This window comes from Piscinibacter sp. PDB1-1 (assembly GCF_056675995.1).
Map to the genome: position 1 here is coordinate 1,877,281 of NZ_JBWVZJ010000001.1, position 22,873 is coordinate 1,900,153.

Consider the following 22,873-nt stretch of genomic DNA (forward strand, 5'->3'; position numbering starts at 1 on the left):
TTTGTTGCGAGGATCACTCGGATCCATCAAGCAATCTCACCGCCCGCCGGCCCCATTCGATCAAGCATCCATCAAGCAAATAATCATTGCAAATCAACAGCTTGAAGCAATTCATCCGAACTGGGTGGCCACTGCATCAAGCAATCACGCCCAGTACGGCACATAGCGCATCAGCTTGGTGCCAACCTTTGCATCCACCGCCTTGATGCGCCCGGCCTCTTGCGCTTCGCGCAGCAGGCGCGAGGCCTGCGCGGCGTTCTGCTTCTCGATCTGAAATCGCTCGCGGATCGACTCGTTGTTGGTGATCTGGTTGGTCACGAAACGCAGGCAGCAGTGCTGATAGACCGCCTGCGCGCGCTCGTCGGGCGCCAGCTTGCTCAAGGCCTTGTAGCGAGACAGGATCACCGTCGTGTGCCGGCTGCCCAGGCGGCACTGGTACGGCGGCAACTGGTGGGCCTCAATGTGGGTCACCACCGCGTCCATGCCGTGGCCTCGTTCGTCGCACACGCCCAGCAGGCGCAGTGCATCGGCCAACCTCTCGTTGCGTGATTGGTTCTCGTCGATGAAGCGGTCCACGTCCAGCAGGGGCCGCCCCGGGTTCACCACCTCCACGCGGTCGTCGTAGATCTCCACCACCACCCCGGTGCCGCGCTCGGCCAGGTCCTGGTGCACCAGTGCGTTGCCCAGGATCTCGCGCAGCGCCTTCTTCGGGTAGGCGTGCGTGGTCTGCCGAAGTGCCGCGCGGATCTCCTCGCTGGCCGGCGTCTCCGCGTGAATCTGGTCCACCAGCTTCACGAAGCTGACCGCATAGCCACCGTCGGCGACCCAGTCCTTGCCGTCTTTCACCTGCAACTTGGTGATGCCGTCGTAGACGATCACGCGCACGCCCTTGCGGGCCACACTGTCGAAATCGCTCAAGCGCTTGGCCAGCACCAGCGCACCCAGGTTGGTGATGGCCAGCCCATCACCCTGCCGCGCCACGAAGCGCCGGCTTACCAGTGCGTCGATGATCTCGGTGCGGGTGGAGGGAAGCGGGCGGTCGCGCAGGTCGTACCAGCCCTGCACGTCGAGCAAGGCCACCACGCGCGCTTCGTCCAGGCCGGTGGCGGCGTGCTGGTCGATGAAGTCGGCCTCGCCTTCCGCAAAGATGGCGCGCAGCCGGTCGGGCGACATCGGCACCAGCTCGTCACCGGCGCGCATCAGGTAGCGGCCCTCGACGTGCAGCGCATGCCCGCGCGGCCGGCCCGGCACCTCGAACACCAGCACACGGCCATCGGGGTGCGCCACCTCGTGGCACACCACCTTGAGCTGCAGCCGCTCGTGCAGGCCGCCGCAGGTGCGAGCGGGCAGTTCGAAGGCCTGCGTGCCGACCACGCGCCGCGGCGGCTTGTCGCTCACACCCAGCACGATGCGCCCGCCGCCCTCGTTGGCCAGCGCCACGCAGTAGTCGACGAGCTTCTCGAAGTGGAAGTTGTTCTTGGCTTCCTTGAACTCGACGCGCTCGTTCTCTTCGGGCAGCGCGAGCAGGGCGTCGAGGTCTTGCGGGTTCATGCGAGGGCCTGTTCGACGAGGGCGTCGGCGAGCTGGGATTGCACGGTCTGCTGCGCGGTGAGGCGCTGGCGCAGGTCGGCGCAGATGCGGCGGAGTTCGGTGACGCGAGTGACGATGCGGTGTTGCTCCGCGATAGGTGGCAACGCGACTGGGATGCTGCGGAAGTTGCCCAACCCGATCCGCGTCAACGTCAGGCCGTGATGATGAACGGACGCGAACTCATGAGCGAGCTCTGAGCTGAGATACAGACAAACATAAGCGGTACTCACCTCCGGATGCACTGCGAACCGATAACAGTCGGCTTTAACAACTGCAGGGCCAAGACTCTCTGGAACGACACAGCATCTGATGGACTCATCCACCAGTCCCGCGACGACGATATCTCCTGCGACGACCTCGTGCCGGCGCAGACGCTCGAAGTGCTCCTTGGCGATGTAGGCGCGGTGCTCATCTCGGAACGAGCCAAAGCCGATGTTTTGCAAACGAACAACGCGATAGCCGTCGGTTTCGATGTAGTGCTCAGTTTTGAGGTTGGCCCCAAACGGGCCATCAGCGATTGCCGTTTCAGAGTCAGCGGAGAGTTCATCGATTGAAGCCCACCGCCAACTATGTGGCAACCGGTAGCCTGCAGTGGCGCACAGCTCGCTGTCTGCGGTTTCGATCTTGCGTCGGCACTTCCGCTGACGTTGAATTCGTGACCACAAATATTCCGCTGGGGCATCGTCTGGGTCTCGCCCTGTCACCATGCCGCGAACCGCGAGTTGCAGAACGGTCTGCTCCAACGCATCCACCGCCTCGGGCCGGTCGAGCAGCAGGTCGAAGTGGGCGGCCACGCGTTGCCAGTTGGTGGCCAGTTCCTCGGGCGTGGTGCTGTCGGTCAGCGTACCCAGCAGGGTGTCGAGCAGGCGGGCATGCTGCTCCGCTTCGAGCCGGCCCTTGGCTTCGAGGGCATCGCACAGGCTCATCAGTTCGTCGACGCGGGCGACGATGCGGGCTTGCTCACTAAGTGGCGGAAGCGCGATCACAATGCTGTTCAGCTTTGCTTGGTTCATCTTCGGCTGCGCGGTGCCAGTGACGTAGGGCTCCAGCGAGATTGCGTTGATGAACATCTGCAGGTACAGCATCAGCCGGGAATCGGTTGTGTCGATCACGTGGGCATGGTTGTTCACCCAGTACTTGCCATGAGCCAAGAATGCGATTGGTGTCGATCGATTGAGAAGATTGGCCCCGTCCTCGCCGATCAGCAAGAGAGTTTTGTCGAAGAGATAACCGTCGATCTTGTCGATGACGCCAGAGGCACCGTAGTAGTCGTAAGTCTTGGCTTTGCGCTCCCGATCGGTGGAAGAAACAGGAACGCGCTCCCCGTCGCGGTTGATGGTGATGTCACCGAATCGAGCCCATACCCATCCGCTCGGCAATGTGAAAGGCAACTCGTTGTCTTCAATCTCTAGCGCCGAACCCGACACATTGCGGGTCCGGGTGGTGACCAAGCGAAGCTTGTCTTCCCGAATCTGCGTCAGGAGCGCACTCGCTGGTACGTCGTTGCGATCTTGCGGAACCAGCCTTCCACGAATCGCCAATGATTGAATGAGCTGACGAAGGGCCGCCAAGCCGGCGCCTGTGCTCGTGGCGAGATCGAAATGAGCGACGAGTGGTGCGTGCGGCATCTCAAAATCTCGTACGCTCGGCTCGCCTACCTCCACAACCGCACTCACACCCGCGCCCCCAAGGACTCCGCCAGGATCTCCTTCAACTGATCCCGCAGCCCCTGCGCCTCTCCCTGCAGCCGCGCATAGTCGCGCAGCAACTCATCCGGGTCATGGCTCACCTCGTCCGCCGCATGAGGGTTCTTCTGGTCCAGGTTGTAGCCCGCGGCCTCGATCGCCTCGATGCCCACCTTCCACGCCCGCTCGTTCTCCACCCGCGTCGCAAAACCATCGGCCTCGCTGCCCCACCACGCCTTCTCGGCATCGAACTCGTCGATGCGAATCGGCTTGGTCTTGTTGTAACTCTTCACGCCCGGCGGGTAGGGGTGCTCGTAGTACCAGACCTCTGACGTCGGACGCCCCTTGGTGAAGAACAGCAGATTGGTCTTGATGCCGGTGTAGGGCGCGAACACGCCGTTGGGCAGGCGCACGATGGTGTGCAGGTTGCACTCGGTGAGCAACTGCTCCTTGATGCGGGTCTTTACGCCTTCGCCGAACAGCGTGCCGTCGGGCAGCACCAGCGCGGCGCGGCCGCCGTCTTTCAGGATGTGCTTGATCAGCACGAGAAATAGGTCGGCCGTCTCCTTGGTGCGCACGTCGGCCGGGAAACCCTGCTCGATGCCCGGCTCTTCGATGCCGCCGAAGGGCGGGTTGGTCATCACCACCTCCACGCGCTCGGCCGGTGTGTAGTCGCGCAGCGGGCGGCGCAGCGTGTTGTCGTGGACGACGAGGCTGGGCACCTCCACGCCATGCAGCATCAGGTTGGTCACGCACAGCATGTGCGGCAGCTGCTTCTTCTCCACGCCGCCGATGCTTTGCTGCAGCAGGGCTTCGTGTTCGGTGTTCTTCACCTGCTTGCGCAGGTGCTCGATGGCGCACACCAGAAAGCCGCCGGTGCCGGTGGCGGGGTCGAACACCTTCTCGCCAAGCTGCGGGTTGACCATGTCGACCATGAACTGGGTGACGGCGCGCGGCGTGTAGAACTCGCCCGCGTTGCCGGCGCTCTGCAGGTCGCGCAGGATCTTCTCGTACAGGTCGTTGAACTGGTGGCGTTCGGCCTGGCGGTTGAAGTCGATCGCGCCCAGCTTGTTGATCACCTGGCGCAGCAGCTGGCCGCTCTTCATGAAGTTGTTGGCGTCTTCGAACACGCCACGCACCACCCAGCCGCGTGGGTTGCGCACCGGGTCGGCCGCCAGGCTCTTCAGCTTGGGGAAGAGCTGGTTGTTGACGAAATCGAGCAGCGCATCACCGGTGATGCCCTCGGGGTCGGTGGCCCAGTGGCGCCAGCGCAGGTGCTCGGGGATGGGGCTCTTGTAGTCGTCGCGGGTGAGTTCGAGCTCTTCTTCCTGGGCGTCGAACACCTTCAGGAACAGCAGCCAGACCATCTGCTCGATGCGCTGCGCGTCGCCGTTGATGCCGGCGTCTTGGCGCATCACATCCTGGATGCTCTTGATGGTGGGGGTGAGGTTGGACATTCAGTGGTGCGAGAGAAAGGGGGCGTCAGTTCGGGCCCGGCGCGTTGGCGTAGAGCTCGTGCTCCAGCGTGCGCAGGGCTTGCAGGTATTGCGGGCGGCCACCGAAGGCGCGGATCAGCTCCACCGGCGAGCCGAGTTCAGAGAAGGGCTGCACGCGCAGCACCTCGTTGCTTTCGATGGTCTCGATGCCTTCGTCGGCGTACTTGTCGAGCAGGGCGTCGAGCACCTTGCGCGCGACCGGGCCGTACTGGGTGAAGACGTTGCGCTTCTTCACCCGCTGGGCGCGCTCGCGGCGGGTGAGGGGCGGCATGTCGTAGGCCACGTGCAGCAGCAGGTCGAAGGGGTCGAGGTCGGGCTGGCCGGTGCGCGCCACTTCTTCGGCCAGTGCGCCGAGCAGCACGCCCTGGCGCTCCAGCTCGTCGATCAGCGCGGCCTTGCGATCGGCGCCGTTCCAGGCTTGCAGGAACTGGTCGAGCGAGGTGTAGGCCTTGCCGAGATTGATGCGGGTGTAGTCGCGCAGGCTCTCGGTGACGAGCTTGCCTTCGGCGTTGAGGTACTGCACGCGCTCGCGGGCTACCGCCACATTGACGGTGCCGCCCACCACGTAGCGGCGTGGGGTGTCGGCTCCACTGCCTACGTCGATGGGGGTGATGAGCAAGCCGTCTTCGCCAGACGTGCCGTCGGGGTCGGCGTCCGGCGGAGGCGGGGGCACGACCGGGTCGCTGCCACCGGGCTCGTAGATCTGCACCGGGTCGCCGTCGAAGGCCGGGTCGGCAAAGAGTTCGGTGGCGCGCTTGAAGTCGAGGATGGTGAACCAGCTCTTGCCCAGGTCTTCGCGCAGCCGGGTACCGCGGCCGATGATCTGCTTGAACAGCGTCATCGAGCGGATGTTCTGGTCAAGCACGATGAGCTTGCAGGTCTGTGCATCGACGCCGGTGCTCATCAGCTTGGAGGTGGTGGCGATCACCGGGTAGGGCTTCTCGGGGTCGATGAAGTTGTCGAGCTCGCGCTTGCCTTCGGCGTTGTCGCCGGTGATCTGCACCACGTAGTTGGGCCGCTGGGCGCAGATGTCGGCGTTGGCGTTGGAGAGCGCCTGCCGCATGCGGGCGGCGTGGTCGATGTCTTCGCAGAAGACGATGGTCTTGTCGTGGCGGTTCGTGGCCTTCAGGTACTCGGTGATCTTGGCGGCCACCACCTCGTCGCGCTTCTCCAGCACGAGGTTGCGGTTCATGTCGGTGCCGGTGTAGATGCGGTCTTCGATCAGGTTGCCGAGCTTGTCGGTCATGCCGGCGGTGGGGCGCCAGCCGAAGGTGTCTTTGTCGAGGTCGACACGAATCACCTTGTAGGGGGCGAGGTAGCCGTCTTCGATGCCTTGGCGCAGGCTGTAGGTGTAGACCGGCTCGCCAAAGTAATCGATGTTGGACACGTCGGCCGTTTCCTTGGGCGTGGCCGTGAGGCCGACGTGCGCGGCATTGTTGAAGTAGGTGAGGATGGACCGCCAGGCCGAGTTCTCGGCGGCGCTGCCGCGGTGGCACTCGTCGATGATCACGAGATCGAAGAAGTCTGGCGAGAACTGGCGGTAGATGTCGTCGGCCTCGTCGGTGCCGGTCACCGCCTGGTAGAGCGAGAGGTAGATCTCATAGCTCTTGTTGACCAGCTTGCTGGACTTGTTGATGGCGAGCGCCACGTCTTCGACCGTCACCTTGCCCAGCGCATCGACCACCTCGACGCCCTTGGCGTTGGGGCTGAGCTTGGCCATCGCGCCCTTGAAGGGGCGGAAGTCGTTGACCATGGTCTGGTCGATCAGGATGTTGCGGTCGGCCAGGAACAGGATGCGCTTCTTGGCGCCGCTCTTCCACAAGCGCCAGATGATCTGGAAGGCGGTGTAGGTCTTGCCGGTGCCGGTGGCCATGACCAGCAGCGCGCGGTTCTGGCCGCGAGCAATGGCCTCGACCGTTCGGTTGATTGCATTGAGTTGGTAGTAGCGGGGGGTCTTGCTCGGGGCGTACTCGTACTCGGTGATCTGCTCAACCTCAGGTGTCCAGCCCTTCCAGACACACAGGCGGCGCCACAGTTCAGAGGGCGAGGGGAACTCTTCCAAAGTGAGGTTGCGCTCAAGCACACCGTCGGTCAGGGTGGCGTCGCGGAACACGAAGCCGTCGCCATTGCTGGAGAAGCTGAAGGGCACGTCGAGCAAGCTGGCGTAGTTGATCGCCTGCGCCATGCCAGCGCCCACGGCTTGGCTGTTGTCTTTGGCCTCGACCACGGCCAGCGGGATGTTGGGCTTGTAGAAGAGTGCGTAGTCCGCGCGCAGCACTGTGGTGGCATCGCGGCGGGCCTTGCGACCGCGAACGACGACGCGACCGGCGCGCAAGGGGTACTCGCGGTAGATCTGCGACGTGCCATCCCAGCCAGCCGCTTCGAAGGCTGGGCGGATGTACTTATCGCAAAGGTCACTCTCTGACAGGGTTTTCTTGCTCATGCTTTCCCTGAGCCGGTTGTCGGTGTCGTCGAGCCTGCACCGCCCGTGTTGCAGGCGCTGATGGTGCCATCTTTCCAAGCACGAACTCTGAGGCGAAGGCGCTCGCAACGCCCAAGTGCCAAAGAAGCACGAGAGCTCAGCCGCCGCTACGCAGCACCGTCCAGCCGCCAGCCTTGAGACTGGTCATCACGCGTTCGACGTGATCGCCCTGCAACTCGATCACCCCGTCCTTCACCGTGCCGCCCGTGCCGCAGGCGGTGCGCAACTGCTTGCCCAGGGTGGCAAGTGCATCGGCATCAAGCGGCAACCCGCGCACCAGCGTCACAGCCTTGCCGCCGCGCCCTTTGGTCTCTCGGCTGACTCGCACCTTGCCATCCCCAACCGGCACCTTCGCCTGCTTGCAGGTGCAAGCCGCCACCGGACGCCGACACACCGGGCACATGCGCCCGCTGTCGGTGGAATAGACAAGACTCATCGCTGCCGCCGCGCCCGCACCGCCGCGGCCAGCCCCTGCAGCACCGGCACCGTCTGCGCAAACCCGATGCACGCATCGGAGATCGACACCCGGGCTTCAACGGCACCCCCGGCTTCAGGTCCTGCCGCCCTTCCTCGAGGTGGCTCTCGATCATCAGCCCGGTGATGCGTCGCTCGCCACCCGCGACCTGCTCGGCCACCTCGTTCGCCACCACGATCTGCCGCTGGTGCTGCTTGCTGCTGTTCCCATGCGACACATCGATCATCACCTGTTCGCGCAAGCACGCCGCACGCAACGCATCGCAGGCCGCAGCCACGTGCGCCGCGCTGTTGTTGGACTCCTTGCCCCCACGCGGGATCACGTGGCAGTCGTCGTTGCCGCGCGTCTCGAAGATCGCGGCCACGCCCATCTTGGTCATGCCCATGAAGGCGTGCGGCGCCTGCGCGGCGAGCACCGCGTCGGCCGCGACCTTGATGCTGCCGTCGGTGCCGTTCTTGAAGCCCACCGGGCAGCTCAGGCCCGAGGCCAGTTGCCGGTGGCTCTGGCTCTCGGTGGTGCGCGCGCCAATGGCGCCCCAGGCGACTGCATCGTTGAAAAGCTTGCCAGGAGCGCCCGCCGACAACGGCCGGCCGGCGCTCTTCTGGCGACGACTTGCGGTCGCATTCGCAGCCCCTGAGAGGCGCGGCGCCCCGCTCGCTCAGATGGGGCGCCGCCGGTTCAGGCGCGCAGATGCAGCGCCATGGCCGGATCGCTCACGCCGGGCCTGCCGGTTTCGACACGACCGGCAAACCGGCGCTCGAAGTTCTCGGACTTGACCGTGAAGTCATACCAGTCGCCGCTCTTCTTGAGCTCCCAGTGCTGGTGCTCGGTCTCGCCGGGTTTGATGTGCTTCATCGTCCACGGGCCATCCCTGCGGTAAGCGTTGGACGTGATCGTCACGCTGCCGGTCTTCCTGCCGCTGTTGCGGACCCTCAGGTGGAGGTCGCCACTGTGGGCGTGGTAACCCACCTGGATCTCGGGCTGGAACGACGCGGTGTCGTGGAACAGCGCATCGCCCTTGAAGCTGCGCACGAAACCATTGGGGCCGTAGACCCAGAGGTCGTACTTGCCGCTGTCGGACAAACCCGTGTTCCAGGTATCGCTCAGCGTCTTGCCGGCCTCGACGGTGTAGCGGCGCGGAATGCGGTCCAGGTGCAGCTTGTCGTAGACGTGGAAGACGGCGCCCTGCCGGCCGCTGTTGGCGAACACCAGCGACAGCATGCCGCGCCCTTCCAGCCGAGCACTGGTGTGCAGCTCGTAGGGCAGTGCACGCGAGAAGCGAACGCCTGCCTCTTGGAACAGCGGCTGCGGCGTGGCTGGCGCCGTCGTGATGGGCGCCGTGGGCAGAAGCCTCTGCGCTGCATTGACCGCGGCGAAGTTGCTCGTGTCGGGCAGCTTGGGGAAGACCGGGTCGTTCGGGTTGACGAAGTCGAAGCAGGAGGTGAGGTCGCCGCAGACGGCGCGGTGCCACGGGCTGATGGCGTCCACCGTAATGCCGAAGCGCTTCTCGAGGAATCGGGCCACGGAGGTGTGGTCGAACACCTGCGAATCGACCCAGCCGCCCTTGCTCCACGGCGACACCACGTACATCGGCACGCGTGAACTCAGACCCCACGGGCGAAGCTTGCCGCTGGTGGTGTCGTTGGCGCTCAGGTAGTTGCCCACGGAGGCATCGAAGTACTCGCCGTCCAGCGGCACGGTGGACTTGCCCATCAGCTTGCCATCGGCGTCATACGATGGCACCGCGGGCATCGGAAGATGGTCGAAGAAGCCGTCGTTCTCGTCGAAGGTCACGAACAGGGCCGTCTTGCTCCAGACCTTCGGGTTGGCCGTCAGCGCCTCCAGAACGTCCGCGATGAAGTCGGCGGCGCCGGCCGTGCCTTCGCTGCTGCCGGGATGCTCGGCCAGGGCTTGCGTGGGCAGCACCCATGAGACCTGCGGCAGCTTGTCGTCGATCACATCCTGCTTGAGCTGGGCAAGGAAGTTGACAGCGCCGTCAGCCGCCGCGGGGCCGCCCGTCAGGCCGTGCTCATAGAGCGGCGACCCCGGCTGCGCCGTGCGGAAGCTCTGGAAGGCCAGGCAACCGTGCATGGCGCCCGTCCAGTTGTTGTTCATGTTCTGGTAGATGTGCCAGCTGATGCCCGCCTTTTGCAGCACATCGGGCAAGGTGTCCCACTTGAAGGGGGTGTTCGTGTACTTGTAGTTGTAGGCCCCGGTGACGGGGTCGATCTGCCCCGACCCGTCTGCCTGCTGCGACCTGCCCGCAACCCAGTTCGACGGGTTAGGCCAGCAGCGCGAGTTCACCGGCTCGGAATCGGTGTGCGTGCTGTTGATGCCCTGCTTGCGCAGTTCCGGGTTGAAGTTGGTGCCCGACCAGAACACGATGCGGTTCGGGTCCGTGCCGGTGAGGATGGAGCAGTGATAGCTGTCGCAGATCGTGAAGGCATCGGCCAGCGCGAACTGGAACGGAATGTCCTCGCGCTGGAAGTAGCCCATCGTCGCCTGGTTCTTGAACTGAATCCAGCGATCCATCTTGCCCTGGTTCCACGCCGCCTGTTGATCGGGAAAGTTGTGCGGCGTGCCAGATCCGATCAGCGCCCTGCCGATCGTGGAATCGCGGCGAAAGGGCGGGATCTCCGCGCCGCCGGTCGGGTTGGGTTGGAAGTACACCGACTTGCCGCTCGCGAGTGGGATCGGGAAGCGGTCGCCGAAACCCCGCACACCCTTCATCGTGCCGAAGTAGTGGTCGAAGCTGCGGTTCTCCTGCATCAGGATGACGATGTGCTGGACGTCCTCGATGCTGCGCTTCTTGACGTGCGCCGGGACCGCGAGTGCGCGCTGGATGGAGGGCGGCAGCACGGTCAGGGACGTGGCGGCGCCCAGGGAGCCAGCGGTCTTGCGAAGGAAGTCGCGACGCGGCGGGGAGCTCATGGTCATGGTGTCACTCCGGTAGGTGAATGAAGAGGATGTGGAGGCGTCAGGGCGCCCAACTGACGGACGAGGCCGCTGGGGATTCACTCCCCGCCGCCTCGTCAGCTGTCGAGCCATCGGGCTTGCGCACGGTCAACGCGGAGTCGCCGGACGCCTTTGCGCCCGATGCGACGGTGGTGGAGTCAGTGCTGCCACCGCCGCACGCGGCAAGGCTCAGCACGAGCGTGGCGGCGCCGAGGCCGCGAATGAGAAAGACAGGATTCATGGCGGTTTCCTTTGAGGAGAGGATCGACAGGGGGCGCGAGATCGGGATGCGTGGCGTGTCGATTCATGAGGTTAGGGAGCGCACATGACAGGCAAGTGAATGCTGCTCAATGAGATCAAATTGCTGATTGAATAACACTCAATACAATTCGAAGCCATCGCATCGAATGCTCGACGCGAGCGCACGGCACCTCATCGCACCGCCATGAAAATTGAAAGCACGTTCGCCCACCTCCTCGTCGATCTCGACGGCACCCTGATCCGGGAAGACGGGCCGATCGATGGCGCAGCCGATCTGCTGGCGCGATTTCGCGGCCGCTACGTGATCGTGTCGAACAATTCCACGCACACTGCGCGCGGCATGGCCCGTCGGCTCGGGCGCATGGGGCTGAAGGTCGATCCCGAGCGCATCGTGTTGGCCGGCGAGCAGACCATCAACTACATGGGCCGTGAGCATCCGAACGCGCGCATGCTCTTGGCCGCTGGCCCCGCCATGCAGCGGTATGCGAGATCGATCGGATGCGCGCTGGTGGAAACGGATGCCGACTTCGTGGTGCTTGCACTCGATCGGAACTTCAACCCTTCGCGCCTGCACTCAATGGCCAATCAACTGCGCAAGGGCGCGCGCCTCGTGGTGACCAATGGTGACGACAACCATCCCGGTCCGGGGGGCACGGTGGTTCCGGAGACCGGGGCGTTGATGGCGGCCCTGGTGGCCGCGAGCGGCGTGCAGCCCTGGAGGATCATCGGCAAGCCCGGCTCGCTGTTATTCGAGGAAGGCCTGCGCCGGTTGGGTGCGCAGGCAGACAGCACCATCGTGATCGGCGACAACCCCATGACCGACGCACTTGGTGCGGCTCAGTTGGGCATGCGCTGCGTGATCGTCGGAAACGCGCCTGCTGCCGATGCGGCATCGCTGACGGCGCTGCTGCGCGCCGGCGCACCGCGTCAGTACCGCTTGAGCGAGAGCACGTCGAATGTCTGCCGGAGCGTCTTGACCGACCTGTCGTAGTCGCTGAGAGCGAGGCAAGCGATCAGCACGTCGATGATGGCAAGCTGCGCCAGCCGACTCGTCATGGCCTCGGTGCGAAAACTGGTCTCTCGAGCCATCGTGAAGAGAACCACGTCAGAAAACGCCTGAATCGGCGACTTCCCGAAATTGGTGATGCAGATGGTGGACGCCCCCGACTCCTTGGCGAGGCGTGTTGCGGTCACGGTCTCGTGCGTGCTCCCCGAGTGCGAGATCGTGAGGGTCGCCACGCCGGGGCCGGTGAGCGAGGCGCTGATCGCCTGAACGTGCGAATCGACCACCACCTTGACGTCGAGCCCGATGCGAAGCATGCGGTAGTGAGCGTCCTCTGCAATGGTGGCCGCGCTTCCGATGCCATAGATCTCGATGCGCCGGGCCTTCTTCAGAAGGAGCACAGCTTTGTTCATGGCGCTGACATCCAGCGCCGCCTGCGTGTCGTGCAGGGTCTGGATGTTGCTCTGGAAAATCTTGCGGATGGCAAGGTCGACGCTGTCGCCCGGCTCCAGGTCTTCGTGGATGAACTGCACTGGCTGCACGATTTCCTGTGCCAGTGCGATCTTGATCTGCTGGAATCCGGAGGCCCCCAGGCTCTTGCAAAAGCCGACGACGCTGCCTTCGCTCGAACCGGTTCGCTCCGCGACCTCGCTCACGGACATGTGAACCACGTCCTGTGGCTTCTTGACGATGAAGCTGGCAATCCGCTGACCCACCGGGCCGAGCGACGGCCACATCGCCTCGATACGCGCCAGCACGGCCGATAGCGGGGCCGGCGCTACAGGCGCCTTGGCCGAGCGTGCGGCGCTCTTGCGGGGTTTCGACTTGCTGGCGTGCGTCATGGGCGCCGAGCTTACTTCGAAGCAGGTGGCGACTCACGCTGAGCCAACTCGCTGGACCCAGGCGGCCGCACTTGGCTAGCCGTTCCTGGCACGGTTGCAGCGCCACCGCGCGGTAGTCTCAATGGCGCGCCTCGCCGGCAGGCTGGCATGTGCTAACGAACGATCCGAAGTGACTGCTCGCGCGCCTGCTGGCGTGGTCACCCGTTGAGTTGGCTCAGCCGCATCCGGTAACACTGGAGCGGTATGGAGGGCGAGTTGATGCTGGCATCATCTCGCCTCACCTCTTTACTGCCCCAGCAAGTTCATGCTCAGCCTGTCTCGCAAACTTCTCGCCGCCACCCTGTGCGCCGCCTTCTCGCTGACCGGAGCCCTCTCGGCCCGTGCAGGCGAGTCCGGCTCGGATCACCGGCTGGTAAACCGCTACCCAGGCGCCACCATCTCCCACTACGACTTCAAGGAGTTCGAGGAGTACCAGCTGATCCTGAGCCGCCCGAAAGAGGTCGGCGGCAAGACGACGGCCGACAAACTGCTGCCGCTGGAAGGTCAGGTGACCTACATCCACTACACGCTCCCCCAGGGCGTTTCAACGCTGCAGGCCTTCCGCAACTACCAGAGCGCGCTCAAGCGCAGTGGCTTCAACGAGCTGTTCGTCTGCGAGCGGACTTGCTTCAACGGCAACCTCGGGGCCATTTCGGAGCTGACGAAGGCGCGCCAGCTGTACCTCAACGGCTGGCAAGATAACCAGTACGTGGCGGCACAACGCGGTGACACGTATGTATCACTGTGGGTGAACATGCTCGGCGACAGCACCAACGCCTGGCTGTTCGTGGTCGACAAGCAGAAACTCAATGATGAGCGTATCGGCATCAGCGGCGCGAGCCCGCTGGCCAAGGCGCTCAACGACAGCGGCAAAGCCGACGTGTATGGTTTTCAGTTCGATACGGGCAAGGCCACGCTCAAGCCAGCTTCGCGTTCCACCGTGGGCGAACTGGCTCAGGTGCTCACAGACAACCCCAGGCTGCAGCTCGAATTGATTGGTCACACCGACAACGTGGGTGGCGAGGCCACCAACCAGAGTCTCTCCGAAGCCCGCGCGCAGGCCGTGGCGGCCGCGCTGGTCAATGACAAGGGAATCGACGGGACGCGCCTGATGAGCAGTGGTCGCGGCCAGTCCGAACCGGTTGCGGCCAACGACAACGAAGCCGGGCGGTCGCGGAACCGCCGCGTCGAAGTCCGGGTCATCCAGCCGGTAGCAGCCGTCGCCACAGGCAACGCTCAAGCCCCTGCCGCAACGACGCCGGCGCCGGAAAAGCAGGGCACCGACAACGGCGGCGGCACCAAGATGACGGTGGACGACGTTCTCAACACAGTCAACAAGCTCAAGGGCCTGCTCGGCCGGTAACCGACAGCACCGAACCGGCAGGCTCGCTGATCCGCAATTTTTTCTTCGCCCCCGAGTGCCGCAGAGAACTCCGCTCGCGCCTCAACCGCCACTGCGCAGCACCGTCCAGCCACCGGCCTTGAGCTCCGCCATCACCCGCTCGGCGTGATCGCCTTGCAGTTCGACCACGCCGTCCTTCACGGTGCCACCCGTGCCACAAGCCGTGCGCAATTGCTTGCCCAGCGCCGCAAGCGCGTCGGCGTCGAGCGGCAGCCCGCGCACGAGCGTCACCGCCTTGCCGCCGCGCCCCTTGGTCTCGCGGCTGACGCGCACCTTGCCGTCGCCGACCGGTGCCTTGGGCTGCTTGCAGGTGCAGCTCGCCACCGGCTGGCGGCAGGTGGGGCACATGCGGCCGCTGTCGGTGGAGTAGACGAGGCTCATCGCGGGTGAATGGCTGGCACAGGGGAACGGCGATTGTCTGGCCGATCGCGCGGCATCGCAGAATGCCGGGCATGCGCTACGCCAGATTTCTCGCGCTCACGCGCCGTCACCCGTCTGCCTTTCTGCTGCTCGTGCAGCTTGTCGGGCTGCTGCTCTATCCCTTTCTCGAATCGACCCAGGCGGGGCCGCTGGTGCTGGGTGCGTTCGGCGTGATCGTGCTGGTGTTCACGACGCGCATGGTGCGCAGCACGCCGGGGCTGACCTGGCTCAGCGTGTGCATCGCGCTGCCGGCCATCGTGCTGCTGGTGCTGCAGGCCGTGTTCGGCATGGCGTGGCTGCTGCCCTGGTCGTCGGGGCTGGAATCGGTCTTCTACTTCTACGCGGCCGGCAGCCTGATCGCCTACATGATGGAAGACTGGCGCGCGAGCGCCGACGAGCTCTTTGCCGCCGGCGCCACCTTCACACTGCTGGTGTGGGCCTTCGCGCATGCGTTTGCGGTGCTGCAGTGGCTGCAGCCCGGCAGCTTTGCGGGCATCACCAACCCCGACCAGCCGCGCACCTGGACAGAGCTGATCTTCCTCAGCTTCGCGCTGCTTTCCAGCACGGGCATCGGCGACGTGATCCCGATCAAGGGGCCGGCGCGGGCACTCGCCAGCGTGGAGATGTTCGTGGGCGTGATGTACCTTGCCGCGGTGGTGTCGCGGCTGATCGGGCTCACGCTGCAACGCCGCTGACGGGGCCTCGAGCAAGGGGGATCGCATCACGGCGCTGGGCTATGCTGCCCGGGCCTCGACTCTTTGCGAACCCCATGCGCTTCACCAGCCTGGTCTTGATGGCCACCTGCCTTGCAGGTTGCGCCGTGCTCAAGAAGGATGCGCTCGACGAGCGCTTCGGCCCCGCCGACCCGACCCGCTACGACCGGCCCGCGCTCACCGCGCCCGGTGGCGTGTCGTACCGCAAGGATGTGCGGCCGATCCTGGAGCAGCGCTGCGTGGTCTGCCACGGCTGCTATGACGCGCCGTGCCAACTCAAGCTCGGCGCCTGGGAGGGCGTGGCGCGCGGCGCCAGCAAGCAGCCGGTATACGACGCGGCACGGCTGCTGCAAGCGCAGCCCACGCGGCTGTTCGTGGATGCACCGCTCGCGTCGCAGTGGCGTGAGCGCGAGTTCCACACCGTGCTCAACGATCGCACGCCCACGCCCGAGAACAACCTCGCGGCCAGCGTGCTCTACCGAAGCCTCGCGCAGAAGCAGGCCAACCCGCTGCCGGCCACGCCGGTGCTGCCGAAGAAGGATTTCGACTTCTCCCTCGACCGCGAACAAAGCTGCCCGCGCCTCGACGAGTACGACGCCTACGAACGCGCGCACCCGCTCGCCGGCATGCCCTACGGCCTGCCCGCCTTGAGCGAGCACGAGCACGGCGTGCTGACACGCTGGATCGCCGCCGGCGCGCCCGACGATGCGCCGCCACCGCTCGCGCCCGCGCTGCAACGCCAGGTGCAGGAGTGGGAGCAGTTCCTGAATGGCCGCTCGAACAAGCAGCAGCTGATGAGCCGCTATCTGTATGAGCACCTGTTCCTGGGCCACCTGGTGTTCGAGGGCGATGCGGCGAATACCTCGTTCCGGCTCATCCGTTCGGCAGATGCTCTCGGCACACCCGCCCAACCGCTCGCCACGCGCCGCCCGTTCGACGACCCGGGCGTGCCGCACGTGTACTACCGGCTGGTGCCTGAGCGCGAGAGCATCGTCGCCAAGACGCACATGCCCTACCTGCTCTCGTCCGCACGCATGGCGAAGATCCGAGGCTGGTTCCTCGATGCCGACTACCGCGTCGACAGCCTGCCCGGCTACGAGGCCGAGCAGGCGTCGAACCCCTTCATCACCTTTGCGGCCATCCCGCCCGACTCGCGCTACCGCTTTCTGCTCGACGAGGCTCAGTTCTTCATCATGAACTTCATCAAGGGCCCGGTGTGCCGCGGCCAGATGGCGCTCGACGTGATCGAAGACCGCTTCTGGGTCTACTTCGCCGCCCCGGACGCGCACGCGCCGGAGGAGAGCGCCGACTGGCTGCGCCGTGAGGCCGACAACATGCGCCTGCCCGCCGCCGACGGCAGCAACTCGACGGTGGTGGCCGCTTGGGGCCGGCTGGCCGAGCGCGAGAACGCGCTGCTCGTGTCCAAGAACGAGTTGCTGAAGCAGCGCTTCGGCGGCGCGCGCAAGCTCGAACTCAAGGATGTGTGGGATGGCGCCGGGGGCAGCGCGGGCCGTCACAACCCCAACGCCGCGCTCACGGTGTTCCGCCACTTCGACAGCGCATCGGTGGTGCAGGGGCTGGTGGGCGAGCCGCCCAAGACGGCGTGGGTGATCGGCTATCCGCTCTTCGAACGCATCTACTACCTGCTGGTGGCCGGCTACGACCCATACGGCAATGTCGGCCACCAACTCAACAGCCGGCTGTACATGGATTTCATGCGCATGGAAGGCGAATCCAACTTCCTCGCCTTGCTGCCGCAGGGCTCGCGCACAGCCATCCGCGACCACTGGTACCGAGGCGCGAGCGAGCGGACCAAGGCCTACGTGGGCGGTGAGCGCAACCGCATCGCGGCGGACACCGGCATCGCCTACCGCAGCAACGACCCGCAGCGAGAGCTGTACGGCCTGCTGCAACAACGGCTCGCGCCGGCGCTCGACACGCGATTCGATCTGAGCGGCGTGCCCGACGCCGCGCTGCGCCGCGCGCTGCAGTCGCTCTCGGCGGTGCGCGGTGCGGCGCTCAGCTGGCTGCCGGAGGCCACGGTCCTGCGCATCGATGCGCCCGGCCGCGAGCCGCGCTATTTCAGCCTGCTACGCGACACCGGCCACTCGAACGTGGCAAACCTGCTGGAGCAGATGGACGTACTTCTGCCCGCCGAAAACGAGCTGACCGTGGTGCCTGGCTTCATCGGCGCGTACCCGAACGCGATCCTGCGCACCACGCCCGCCGAGCTGCCGGCATTCACCACCGCGCTCGCGGCACTCTCTTCCGAGGCCGACTACCGCGCCTTCGCCGATCGCTTCGTGATCCGCCGCACCGACCCGGCCTTCTGGACCGCGAGCGACGCGTTGGCCGAGGCATACCGGAAGTGGTCGCCGCTGGAGGCGGGGCTGTTCGACTACAACCGGCTGGAGAACCGCTGAGCGAACTGCATCGTGAAGGAATGCGCGGCACGACGACTCGCTTGACTTGGTGACCCCGAGTGAGGCTCTAGACTTTCTTCGCCTCGACTACGCATGCCAATTCCATGAATCTGTTCGTCCGACTGATCGCTTGCGCCGCGTTGTGCTCGGCTTTCAGCGCCTGCACCACCCTTCCCGAAACCGCCAAGCCCGAAGCCACGCGGCAAATCAAGCGTGTAGCAGTTGTGTCAACGATCGGCGACGTGTTCTTTCGCAGCTACATCGGCGCGACCGTGTTCGGCAACGAGTGGTCCGAGCGTCCGGTCTCGCAGTGGGGCATCAACCAGATCTACCAAGAGCAGTTGGGCACAGAGCTGCGCAACACCTACGGCATGACGGTGGTTGCGCCTCCGTATGCCGAATCGGTCGCGAGTAGCCTGCGCGCCATCGGGATCAAGCACGACGCCCCCGACATGGGCGCATTGGCCGCCACCTTGAAAGCTCACTGCGCAGACAACTCGCTGGACGGCGTGTTCGTGCTCGTGCGCACTGACAAGGTGAGCGGAATCGGTGTGGACGCTGTCCGCAACCCGCAGATCGGCTGGAGAGCGCTACTCCTCGTCAAAGCGAAGCTGGCCCTCTACGATTGCTCGAAGCAGACCTACCTCGCCTCACGGGAGGTGAGGTATGCGGACAAGGCATCGAACAAGCAGGTTCCTCCGCAAATGAACCTGCCGGAAGGTTGGCCCTGGTACCGCGATTGGCAGCCTGAGATCTACGAGCAGGCGCGCGTGGCCCTTATCCCGCTCCCGAAAGACGCTTGGTCGCAAACGCTGGCGGCCATGCTCAGGCCTTCGAACTAGGGCGGCGCGCGCCGCTCGACCACAACGTCGATCGGCACCCGTACCTGCTGCGGCATGTAGCCGCTGGCAGGTAGATCAGCGAAGAAGGGCAGCGTGCAGCTGCCGTGCTCCTTCAGCACTTCTTTCGAGCAGCTGGCGGCGGCTCAGCGAAAGTGACCGGACTTGTCGACCGCCCGTCGCGTCTGCTTCTGGTTGGTGCTGCCCATTTGCGATTCGCGATCGTTGCGGCTCTCGGGCGTGCGTTTGGCTTGATTGCGCTGCGTAGGCTGCGCACTCGGCTTGTTGTGCTCGGGATGGCGCTGCTTGTTAGGAGAGTTGGACATGGTGACCTCCTTCCAGGATCGATCTCTGAGGGGCCAACCGCGGCGAGCAATCCGCCGCGGCTAGCGGGCGTCGGACTGGCTTACTGCCAGGCCACGCCGTAGTAGTCGTACACCTTGCGGCCGTACTCGTCGTTGTATTCCGGCGCTGCGGCGCGCTCGTAGTGCGGGGCGCTGTCGAGCTGCTCCTTGGCCAGCGGCACCACGTACCCATCAAGGTCGGTGTCGTAGGTCAGCATGTTCCAGGGCAGCGGGTAGCGGTCGGTGCCCATGCCCAGGAAACCGCCGAACTCCAGTGCCGCGTATTTCACGTGGCCGGAGCGCTTGTCGATCACGAGGTCGTCGATCGAGCCGAGCTTGTCGCCGCTGGGGTTGTAGACCGGCGTGCCTTCGACCTTGTTGGAAGAGATGCAGGGATGGCTCATGGTGGAACTCCTTTCGGGGGTTGCCGGGGCGGCGACTTGCCGCCCGGTAGGTATTCGTTTATCCGCCCCCCGCCGCACCTCGGCCATCGGCGTAGCGCGCCCATGGCGGTAGGACTGCCCCTACCCGTGCCGGCCCCGGCGCCCGCTGGCTATACTGGCGGCCCAGCGCTGATTTGTTCCGGATTGCGAGCGCTCTATAAATTCTGCTAAAGACAGGACGCACACCCGGTGTCCCGCTTTGGCGGCGCCGGGTTTTTTCATGGTGCGTTGCAATGAATTCCTTGGGTGATGTGACACCGCAGGCGATGCATTTCGCCGACCCACTGCCCCTGCGCAGTGGCGCGTTCCTGCGTGACTACACGCTGGCCTACGAGACCTACGGCACGCTCAACGCCGACAAGAGCAACGCGGTGCTGGTGTGCCATGCGCTGAATGCATCGCACCATGTGGCCGGCACCCACGCAGGCGTACCCAGGAGCGAAGGCTGGTGGGACAACCTGGTCGGCCCCGGCAAGCCGCTCGACACCAACCGCTTCTTCGTGATCGGCGTGAACAACCTGGGTTCATGCTTCGGCTCCACCGGCCCGATGCACACCAACCCCGACACCGGCAAGCCTTATGGCGCCGACTTCCCGGTGGTGACGGTCGAAGACTGGGTTGACGCGCAGGCCCGCCTGCTCGACCGCATGGGCATCACGCAACTGGCGGGCGTGCTGGGTGGCAGCCTGGGTGGCATGCAGGCACTGAGCTGGTCGCTGCGATACCCGCAGCGCCTGCGCCACTGCATCGCGGTGGCCACGGCGCCCAACCTGTCGGCACAGAACATCGCCTTCAACGAGGTGGCACGCCGCGCCATCATCACCGACCCCGAGTTCCATGGCGGCCACTTCTACGCGCATGGCGTCGTGCCCAAGCGCGGCCTTCGCGTGGCGCGCATGATCGGCCACATCACGTACTTGAGTGACGACTCGATGGAGGCCAAGTTCGGCCGCAACCTCAAGGGCGCGCAACCGAGCTACAGCACGCAGGACATCGAGTTCGAGATCGAGAGCTACCTGCGCTACCAGGGCGACAAGTTCAGCGAGTACTTCGACGCGAACACCTACCTGCTCATCACCCGCGCGCTGGATTACTTCGACCCCGCGCGCGAGCACGGCGGCAACCTGAGCGCGGCCTTCACCGCCGCGCGCTGCAAGTTCCAGCTTGTGAGCTTCACCACCGACTGGCGCTTCTCGCCCGCGCGCTCGCGCGAGATCGTCAAGGCCTTGCTCGACAACCGCTTCGACGTGAGCTACGCCGAGATCGACGCCCCACACGGCCACGATGCCTTCCTGCTCGACGACCCGCGCTACCACGGCGTGATGCGCGCGCGGTTCGACCACATCGCCAGGGAGTTCGAGGCCTCTGCGGCAACCGGGGCGCTGAAGGGGGTGGCGGTATGAGCGACAGAGCGCCGGGCCGCCCCAAGCCGGTCGCCATCCCCTCCGGGGGATCGGCCGGCGTACCCGACGGACGAGGGGCCAACCCGATGAGCGACAGAGCGCCGGGCCGCCCCAAGCCGGTCGCCATCCCCCCGGGGGATCGGCCGGTGTACCCGACGGACGAGGGGCAGACATCATGAGTGACCGCAAGGACATTGAACAAATTGCCGAACTCGTGCCGCCGGGCTCGCGTGTGCTCGATCTCGGCTGCGGCAACGGCGAGCTGCTCGCCCACCTGCGCGACAAGCGGCAGTGCACCGGCTATGGCATCGAGATCGACGACGCCAACGTGCTGGCCTGCACGCAGCGCGGCGTGAACGTGATCCAGCTCAATCTCGAAGACGGCCTCGCGATCTTCGAGGACCAGAGCTTCGACGTGGTGCTGCAACTCGAGACCATGCAGCACCTGCGCCATACTGAGCGCCTGCTGCGCGAGACGGCGCGCGTCGGCCGCATCGGCGTCATGAGCTTCCCCAACTTTGCCCACTGGCCCAATCGATTGCGTGTGTTCACGGGGCGCATGCCGGTGACCAAGACACTGCCTTACCAGTGGTACGACACGCCCAACATCCGCGTGGGCACCTACACCGACTGCGAGGTGCTATTGCGCAAGGAAGGTTTCGAGGTGCTCGACTCGTTCGGTCTGCAAGACGGCCAGGCGGTGCGACGCTTTCCGAACCTGATGGCGAGCGTGGCGGTGTTCAAGTTCCAGCGGGGGTGACGTCGGCCGAGGGCCTGCCCTCGCCGCTTCAGGCAACGGGTGTCAGCCCTGCGCGCCTGCGATCACACCGCCGCCCAGGCAGACCTCGCCGTCGTACACCACCGCTGATTGGCCCGGCGTCACCGCCCATTGGGCCTGTTCGAAGCGCAGGGTGAACTGCGCGTCACCGTTGACGATGTCGCAGCCCGCATCGGCCTGGCGATAGCGCGTCTTTGCGGCCACCGCGCGGTCGGCCGGCGGCGCGCCGGCGACCCAGCTCACATCGTCGGCCACCAGGGCGTGCGAGAGCAGCCACGGGTGGTCGTGCCCCTGCACGATGTAGAGCGTGTTGGTCACCATGTCCTTGCGGGCCACGAACCACGGCGCGTGCTCGCTGCCACCCCTGACCGCGCCGCGCTCCTTCAGCCCGCCGATGCCGATGCCCTTGCGCTGGCCGAGCGTGTAGAACGACAGACCCACATGCTCGCCCACGGTGCGGCCCCGGTCGTCCTTGATCGGGCCGGGCGTGTTCGCGAGGTAGCGATTCAGGAAGTCGCGGAACGGCCGCTCGCCGATGAAGCAGATGCCGGTCGAGTCCTTCTTCTTCGCGTTCGGCAGGCCGATCTCGGCGGCGATGCGCCGCACCTCGGTCTTGGGCAGCTCGCCCACCGGGAACAGCGTCTTGCTCAGTTGTCCTTGCGTAAGGCGGTGCAAGAAGTAGCTCTGGTCCTTCAGCGGGTCGAGGCCCTTGAGCAACTGGAAGCTCGTGGCAGACGTGGTCGGGCCGTCGCCGGGCCGCCCCGAGACGGCCCGCGGCGCGCCCTCGCGGGGCAGGAGCGAAGCGACAGGGGGGCACGCTCGGACCCGAGCGTAGTGGCCGGTCGCGATCATCTCGGCACCGAGCCGCATCGCATGATCGAGAAATGCCTTGAACTTGATCTCGGCGTTGCACAACACGTCGGGGTTGGGCGTGCGCCCGGCCTGGTACTCGCGCAGGAACTCGGCGAACACGCGGTCCTTGTAGTCGGCCGCGAAATTGACGTGCTCGATCTCGATGCCCAGCACATCGGCCACGCTCGCGGCGTCGAGAAAGTCTTGCCGCGTCGAGCAGTACTCGTCGTCGTCATCGTCTTCCCAGTTCTTCATGAAGATACCGATGACTTCATGGCCCTGCTGCTTGAGCAGGTGCGCACTGACGGCCGAATCGACGCCGCCGCTCAGGCCGACGACGACGCGCTGCTTGGAAGAAGAAGGCACTGACATGGAGGCACCGATTCTATGAACCGGGCCCTGCCGCTGCCGGCGGCGGGGCTTGTGCC

General features: G+C 65.4%; 19 protein-coding genes and 1 pseudogene. 7 read left to right on the plus strand and 13 right to left on the minus strand.

Translation table 11 applies throughout. The features are described from left to right. Positions 1 to 144 precede the first annotated feature (144 nt). The 8 genes and pseudogenes from AC1KAR_RS08750 to AC1KAR_RS08785 form a co-directional block, all read right to left on the minus strand. Positions 145 to 1,551: an ATP-binding protein gene (locus AC1KAR_RS08750; RefSeq protein ID WP_480316539.1), complete on the minus strand. Its 1,407-nt coding sequence runs from the start codon at positions 1,549 to 1,551 to the stop codon at positions 145 to 147. Next, positions 1,548 to 3,218 (minus strand): restriction endonuclease subunit S, encoded by a 1,671-nt coding sequence (locus AC1KAR_RS08755; protein ID WP_480316541.1) that lies wholly within the window; start codon positions 3,216 to 3,218, stop codon positions 1,548 to 1,550. Before AC1KAR_RS08755 ends, AC1KAR_RS08750 begins: the two co-directional genes overlap by 4 nt. A gap of 44 nt (positions 3,219 to 3,262) precedes the next feature. Then, a complete protein-coding gene (locus tag AC1KAR_RS08760) occupies positions 3,263 to 4,732 on the minus strand; it encodes a type I restriction-modification system subunit M (protein ID WP_480316543.1) in 1,470 nt (489 codons plus the stop codon). 25 nt (positions 4,733 to 4,757) lie between these two features. Next, entirely contained in the window at positions 4,758 to 7,214 is a 2,457-nt protein-coding gene (gene hsdR, locus AC1KAR_RS08765) for an EcoAI/FtnUII family type I restriction enzme subunit R (RefSeq protein ID WP_480316545.1), read from the minus strand. Between the two features lie 136 nt (positions 7,215 to 7,350). Further along, positions 7,351 to 7,689 (minus strand): translation initiation factor Sui1, encoded by a 339-nt coding sequence (locus AC1KAR_RS08770; RefSeq protein WP_480316547.1) that lies wholly within the window; start codon positions 7,687 to 7,689, stop codon positions 7,351 to 7,353. Beyond that, a pseudogene (locus AC1KAR_RS08775) lies at positions 7,686 to 8,278 on the minus strand (3-deoxy-7-phosphoheptulonate synthase); the annotation flags it as partial. The gene AC1KAR_RS08770 and the pseudogene AC1KAR_RS08775, both read right to left, overlap by 4 nt. Positions 8,279 to 8,406: 128 nt before the next feature. Further along, positions 8,407 to 10,659: a phosphocholine-specific phospholipase C gene (locus tag AC1KAR_RS08780; RefSeq protein ID WP_480317807.1), complete on the minus strand. Its 2,253-nt coding sequence runs from the start codon at positions 10,657 to 10,659 to the stop codon at positions 8,407 to 8,409. Between the two features lie 46 nt (positions 10,660 to 10,705). After that, positions 10,706 to 10,924, minus strand: a complete 219-nt coding sequence (locus AC1KAR_RS08785) for a hypothetical protein (protein ID WP_480316549.1) — start codon at positions 10,922 to 10,924, stop codon at positions 10,706 to 10,708. A 204-nt stretch (positions 10,925 to 11,128) separates the two neighbouring features. Between AC1KAR_RS08785 and AC1KAR_RS08790 the strand changes: the two genes are divergently transcribed. Continuing rightward, positions 11,129 to 11,935, plus strand: a complete 807-nt coding sequence (locus tag AC1KAR_RS08790) for an HAD-IIA family hydrolase (RefSeq protein WP_480316551.1) — start codon at positions 11,129 to 11,131, stop codon at positions 11,933 to 11,935. Here the strand turns inward: AC1KAR_RS08790 and AC1KAR_RS08795 are convergent. Continuing rightward, the gene (locus tag AC1KAR_RS08795; RefSeq protein ID WP_480317809.1) at positions 11,872 to 12,705 is read right to left on the minus strand and encodes a MurR/RpiR family transcriptional regulator; all 834 of its coding nucleotides are present in this window, start codon (positions 12,703 to 12,705) and stop codon (positions 11,872 to 11,874) included. The two genes, AC1KAR_RS08790 and AC1KAR_RS08795, sit on opposite strands and share 64 nt — an antisense overlap. A 388-nt stretch (positions 12,706 to 13,093) precedes the next feature. Here AC1KAR_RS08795 and AC1KAR_RS08800 point away from each other — a divergent pair, with 388 nt between their 5' ends. Beyond that, positions 13,094 to 14,191, plus strand: a complete 1,098-nt coding sequence (locus AC1KAR_RS08800) for an OmpA family protein (RefSeq protein ID WP_480316553.1) — start codon at positions 13,094 to 13,096, stop codon at positions 14,189 to 14,191. Positions 14,192 to 14,272: 81 nt separating this feature from the next. On the opposite strand, the gene AC1KAR_RS08805 is transcribed toward AC1KAR_RS08800, so the two are convergent. Then, positions 14,273 to 14,611, minus strand: a complete 339-nt coding sequence (locus AC1KAR_RS08805) for a translation initiation factor Sui1 (protein WP_480316555.1) — start codon at positions 14,609 to 14,611, stop codon at positions 14,273 to 14,275. A 71-nt stretch (positions 14,612 to 14,682) separates the two neighbouring features. On the opposite strand from AC1KAR_RS08805, the gene AC1KAR_RS08810 reads away from it, so the two are divergent. The 3 genes from AC1KAR_RS08810 to AC1KAR_RS08820 all read left to right on the plus strand — a co-directional run bounded on the left by AC1KAR_RS08810 (position 14,683) and on the right by AC1KAR_RS08820 (position 18,628). Beyond that, positions 14,683 to 15,345, plus strand: a complete 663-nt coding sequence (locus tag AC1KAR_RS08810; RefSeq protein ID WP_480316557.1) for an ion channel — start codon at positions 14,683 to 14,685, stop codon at positions 15,343 to 15,345. A gap of 74 nt (positions 15,346 to 15,419) precedes the next feature. Beyond that, positions 15,420 to 17,786, plus strand: a complete 2,367-nt coding sequence (locus tag AC1KAR_RS08815) for a fatty acid cis/trans isomerase (RefSeq protein WP_480316559.1) — start codon at positions 15,420 to 15,422, stop codon at positions 17,784 to 17,786. 104 nt (positions 17,787 to 17,890) lie between these two features. Continuing rightward, the gene (locus AC1KAR_RS08820; protein WP_480316561.1) at positions 17,891 to 18,628 is read left to right on the plus strand and encodes a hypothetical protein; all 738 of its coding nucleotides are present in this window, start codon (positions 17,891 to 17,893) and stop codon (positions 18,626 to 18,628) included. Between the two features lie 143 nt (positions 18,629 to 18,771). Here the strand turns inward: AC1KAR_RS08820 and AC1KAR_RS08825 are convergent, their stop codons facing one another. Both AC1KAR_RS08825 and AC1KAR_RS08830 read right to left on the minus strand, forming a co-directional pair. Continuing rightward, complete coding sequence (locus tag AC1KAR_RS08825) at positions 18,772 to 18,951, minus strand: hypothetical protein (RefSeq protein WP_480316563.1); 180 nt, start codon at positions 18,949 to 18,951, stop codon at positions 18,772 to 18,774. Between the two features lie 80 nt (positions 18,952 to 19,031). Beyond that, positions 19,032 to 19,373 (minus strand): PRC-barrel domain-containing protein, encoded by a 342-nt coding sequence (locus AC1KAR_RS08830; RefSeq protein ID WP_480316565.1) that lies wholly within the window; start codon positions 19,371 to 19,373, stop codon positions 19,032 to 19,034. 272 nt (positions 19,374 to 19,645) lie between these two features. On the opposite strand from AC1KAR_RS08830, the gene metX reads away from it, so the two are divergent. Together metX and metW are read left to right on the plus strand one after the other, a co-directional pair. Beyond that, on the plus strand, positions 19,646 to 20,815 hold the full coding sequence (gene metX, locus AC1KAR_RS08835) for a homoserine O-succinyltransferase MetX (protein ID WP_480316567.1): 1,170 nt from the start codon (positions 19,646 to 19,648) through the stop codon (positions 20,813 to 20,815). A 175-nt stretch (positions 20,816 to 20,990) separates the two neighbouring features. After that, positions 20,991 to 21,575: a methionine biosynthesis protein MetW gene (gene metW, locus AC1KAR_RS08840; RefSeq protein ID WP_480316569.1), complete on the plus strand. Its 585-nt coding sequence runs from the start codon at positions 20,991 to 20,993 to the stop codon at positions 21,573 to 21,575. Positions 21,576 to 21,617: 42 nt separating this feature from the next. On the opposite strand, the gene AC1KAR_RS08845 is transcribed toward metW, so the two are convergent. Next, positions 21,618 to 22,817: an MnmA/TRMU family protein gene (locus AC1KAR_RS08845; RefSeq protein ID WP_480316571.1), complete on the minus strand. Its 1,200-nt coding sequence runs from the start codon at positions 22,815 to 22,817 to the stop codon at positions 21,618 to 21,620. Between the last annotated feature and the right edge of the window lie 56 nt (positions 22,818 to 22,873).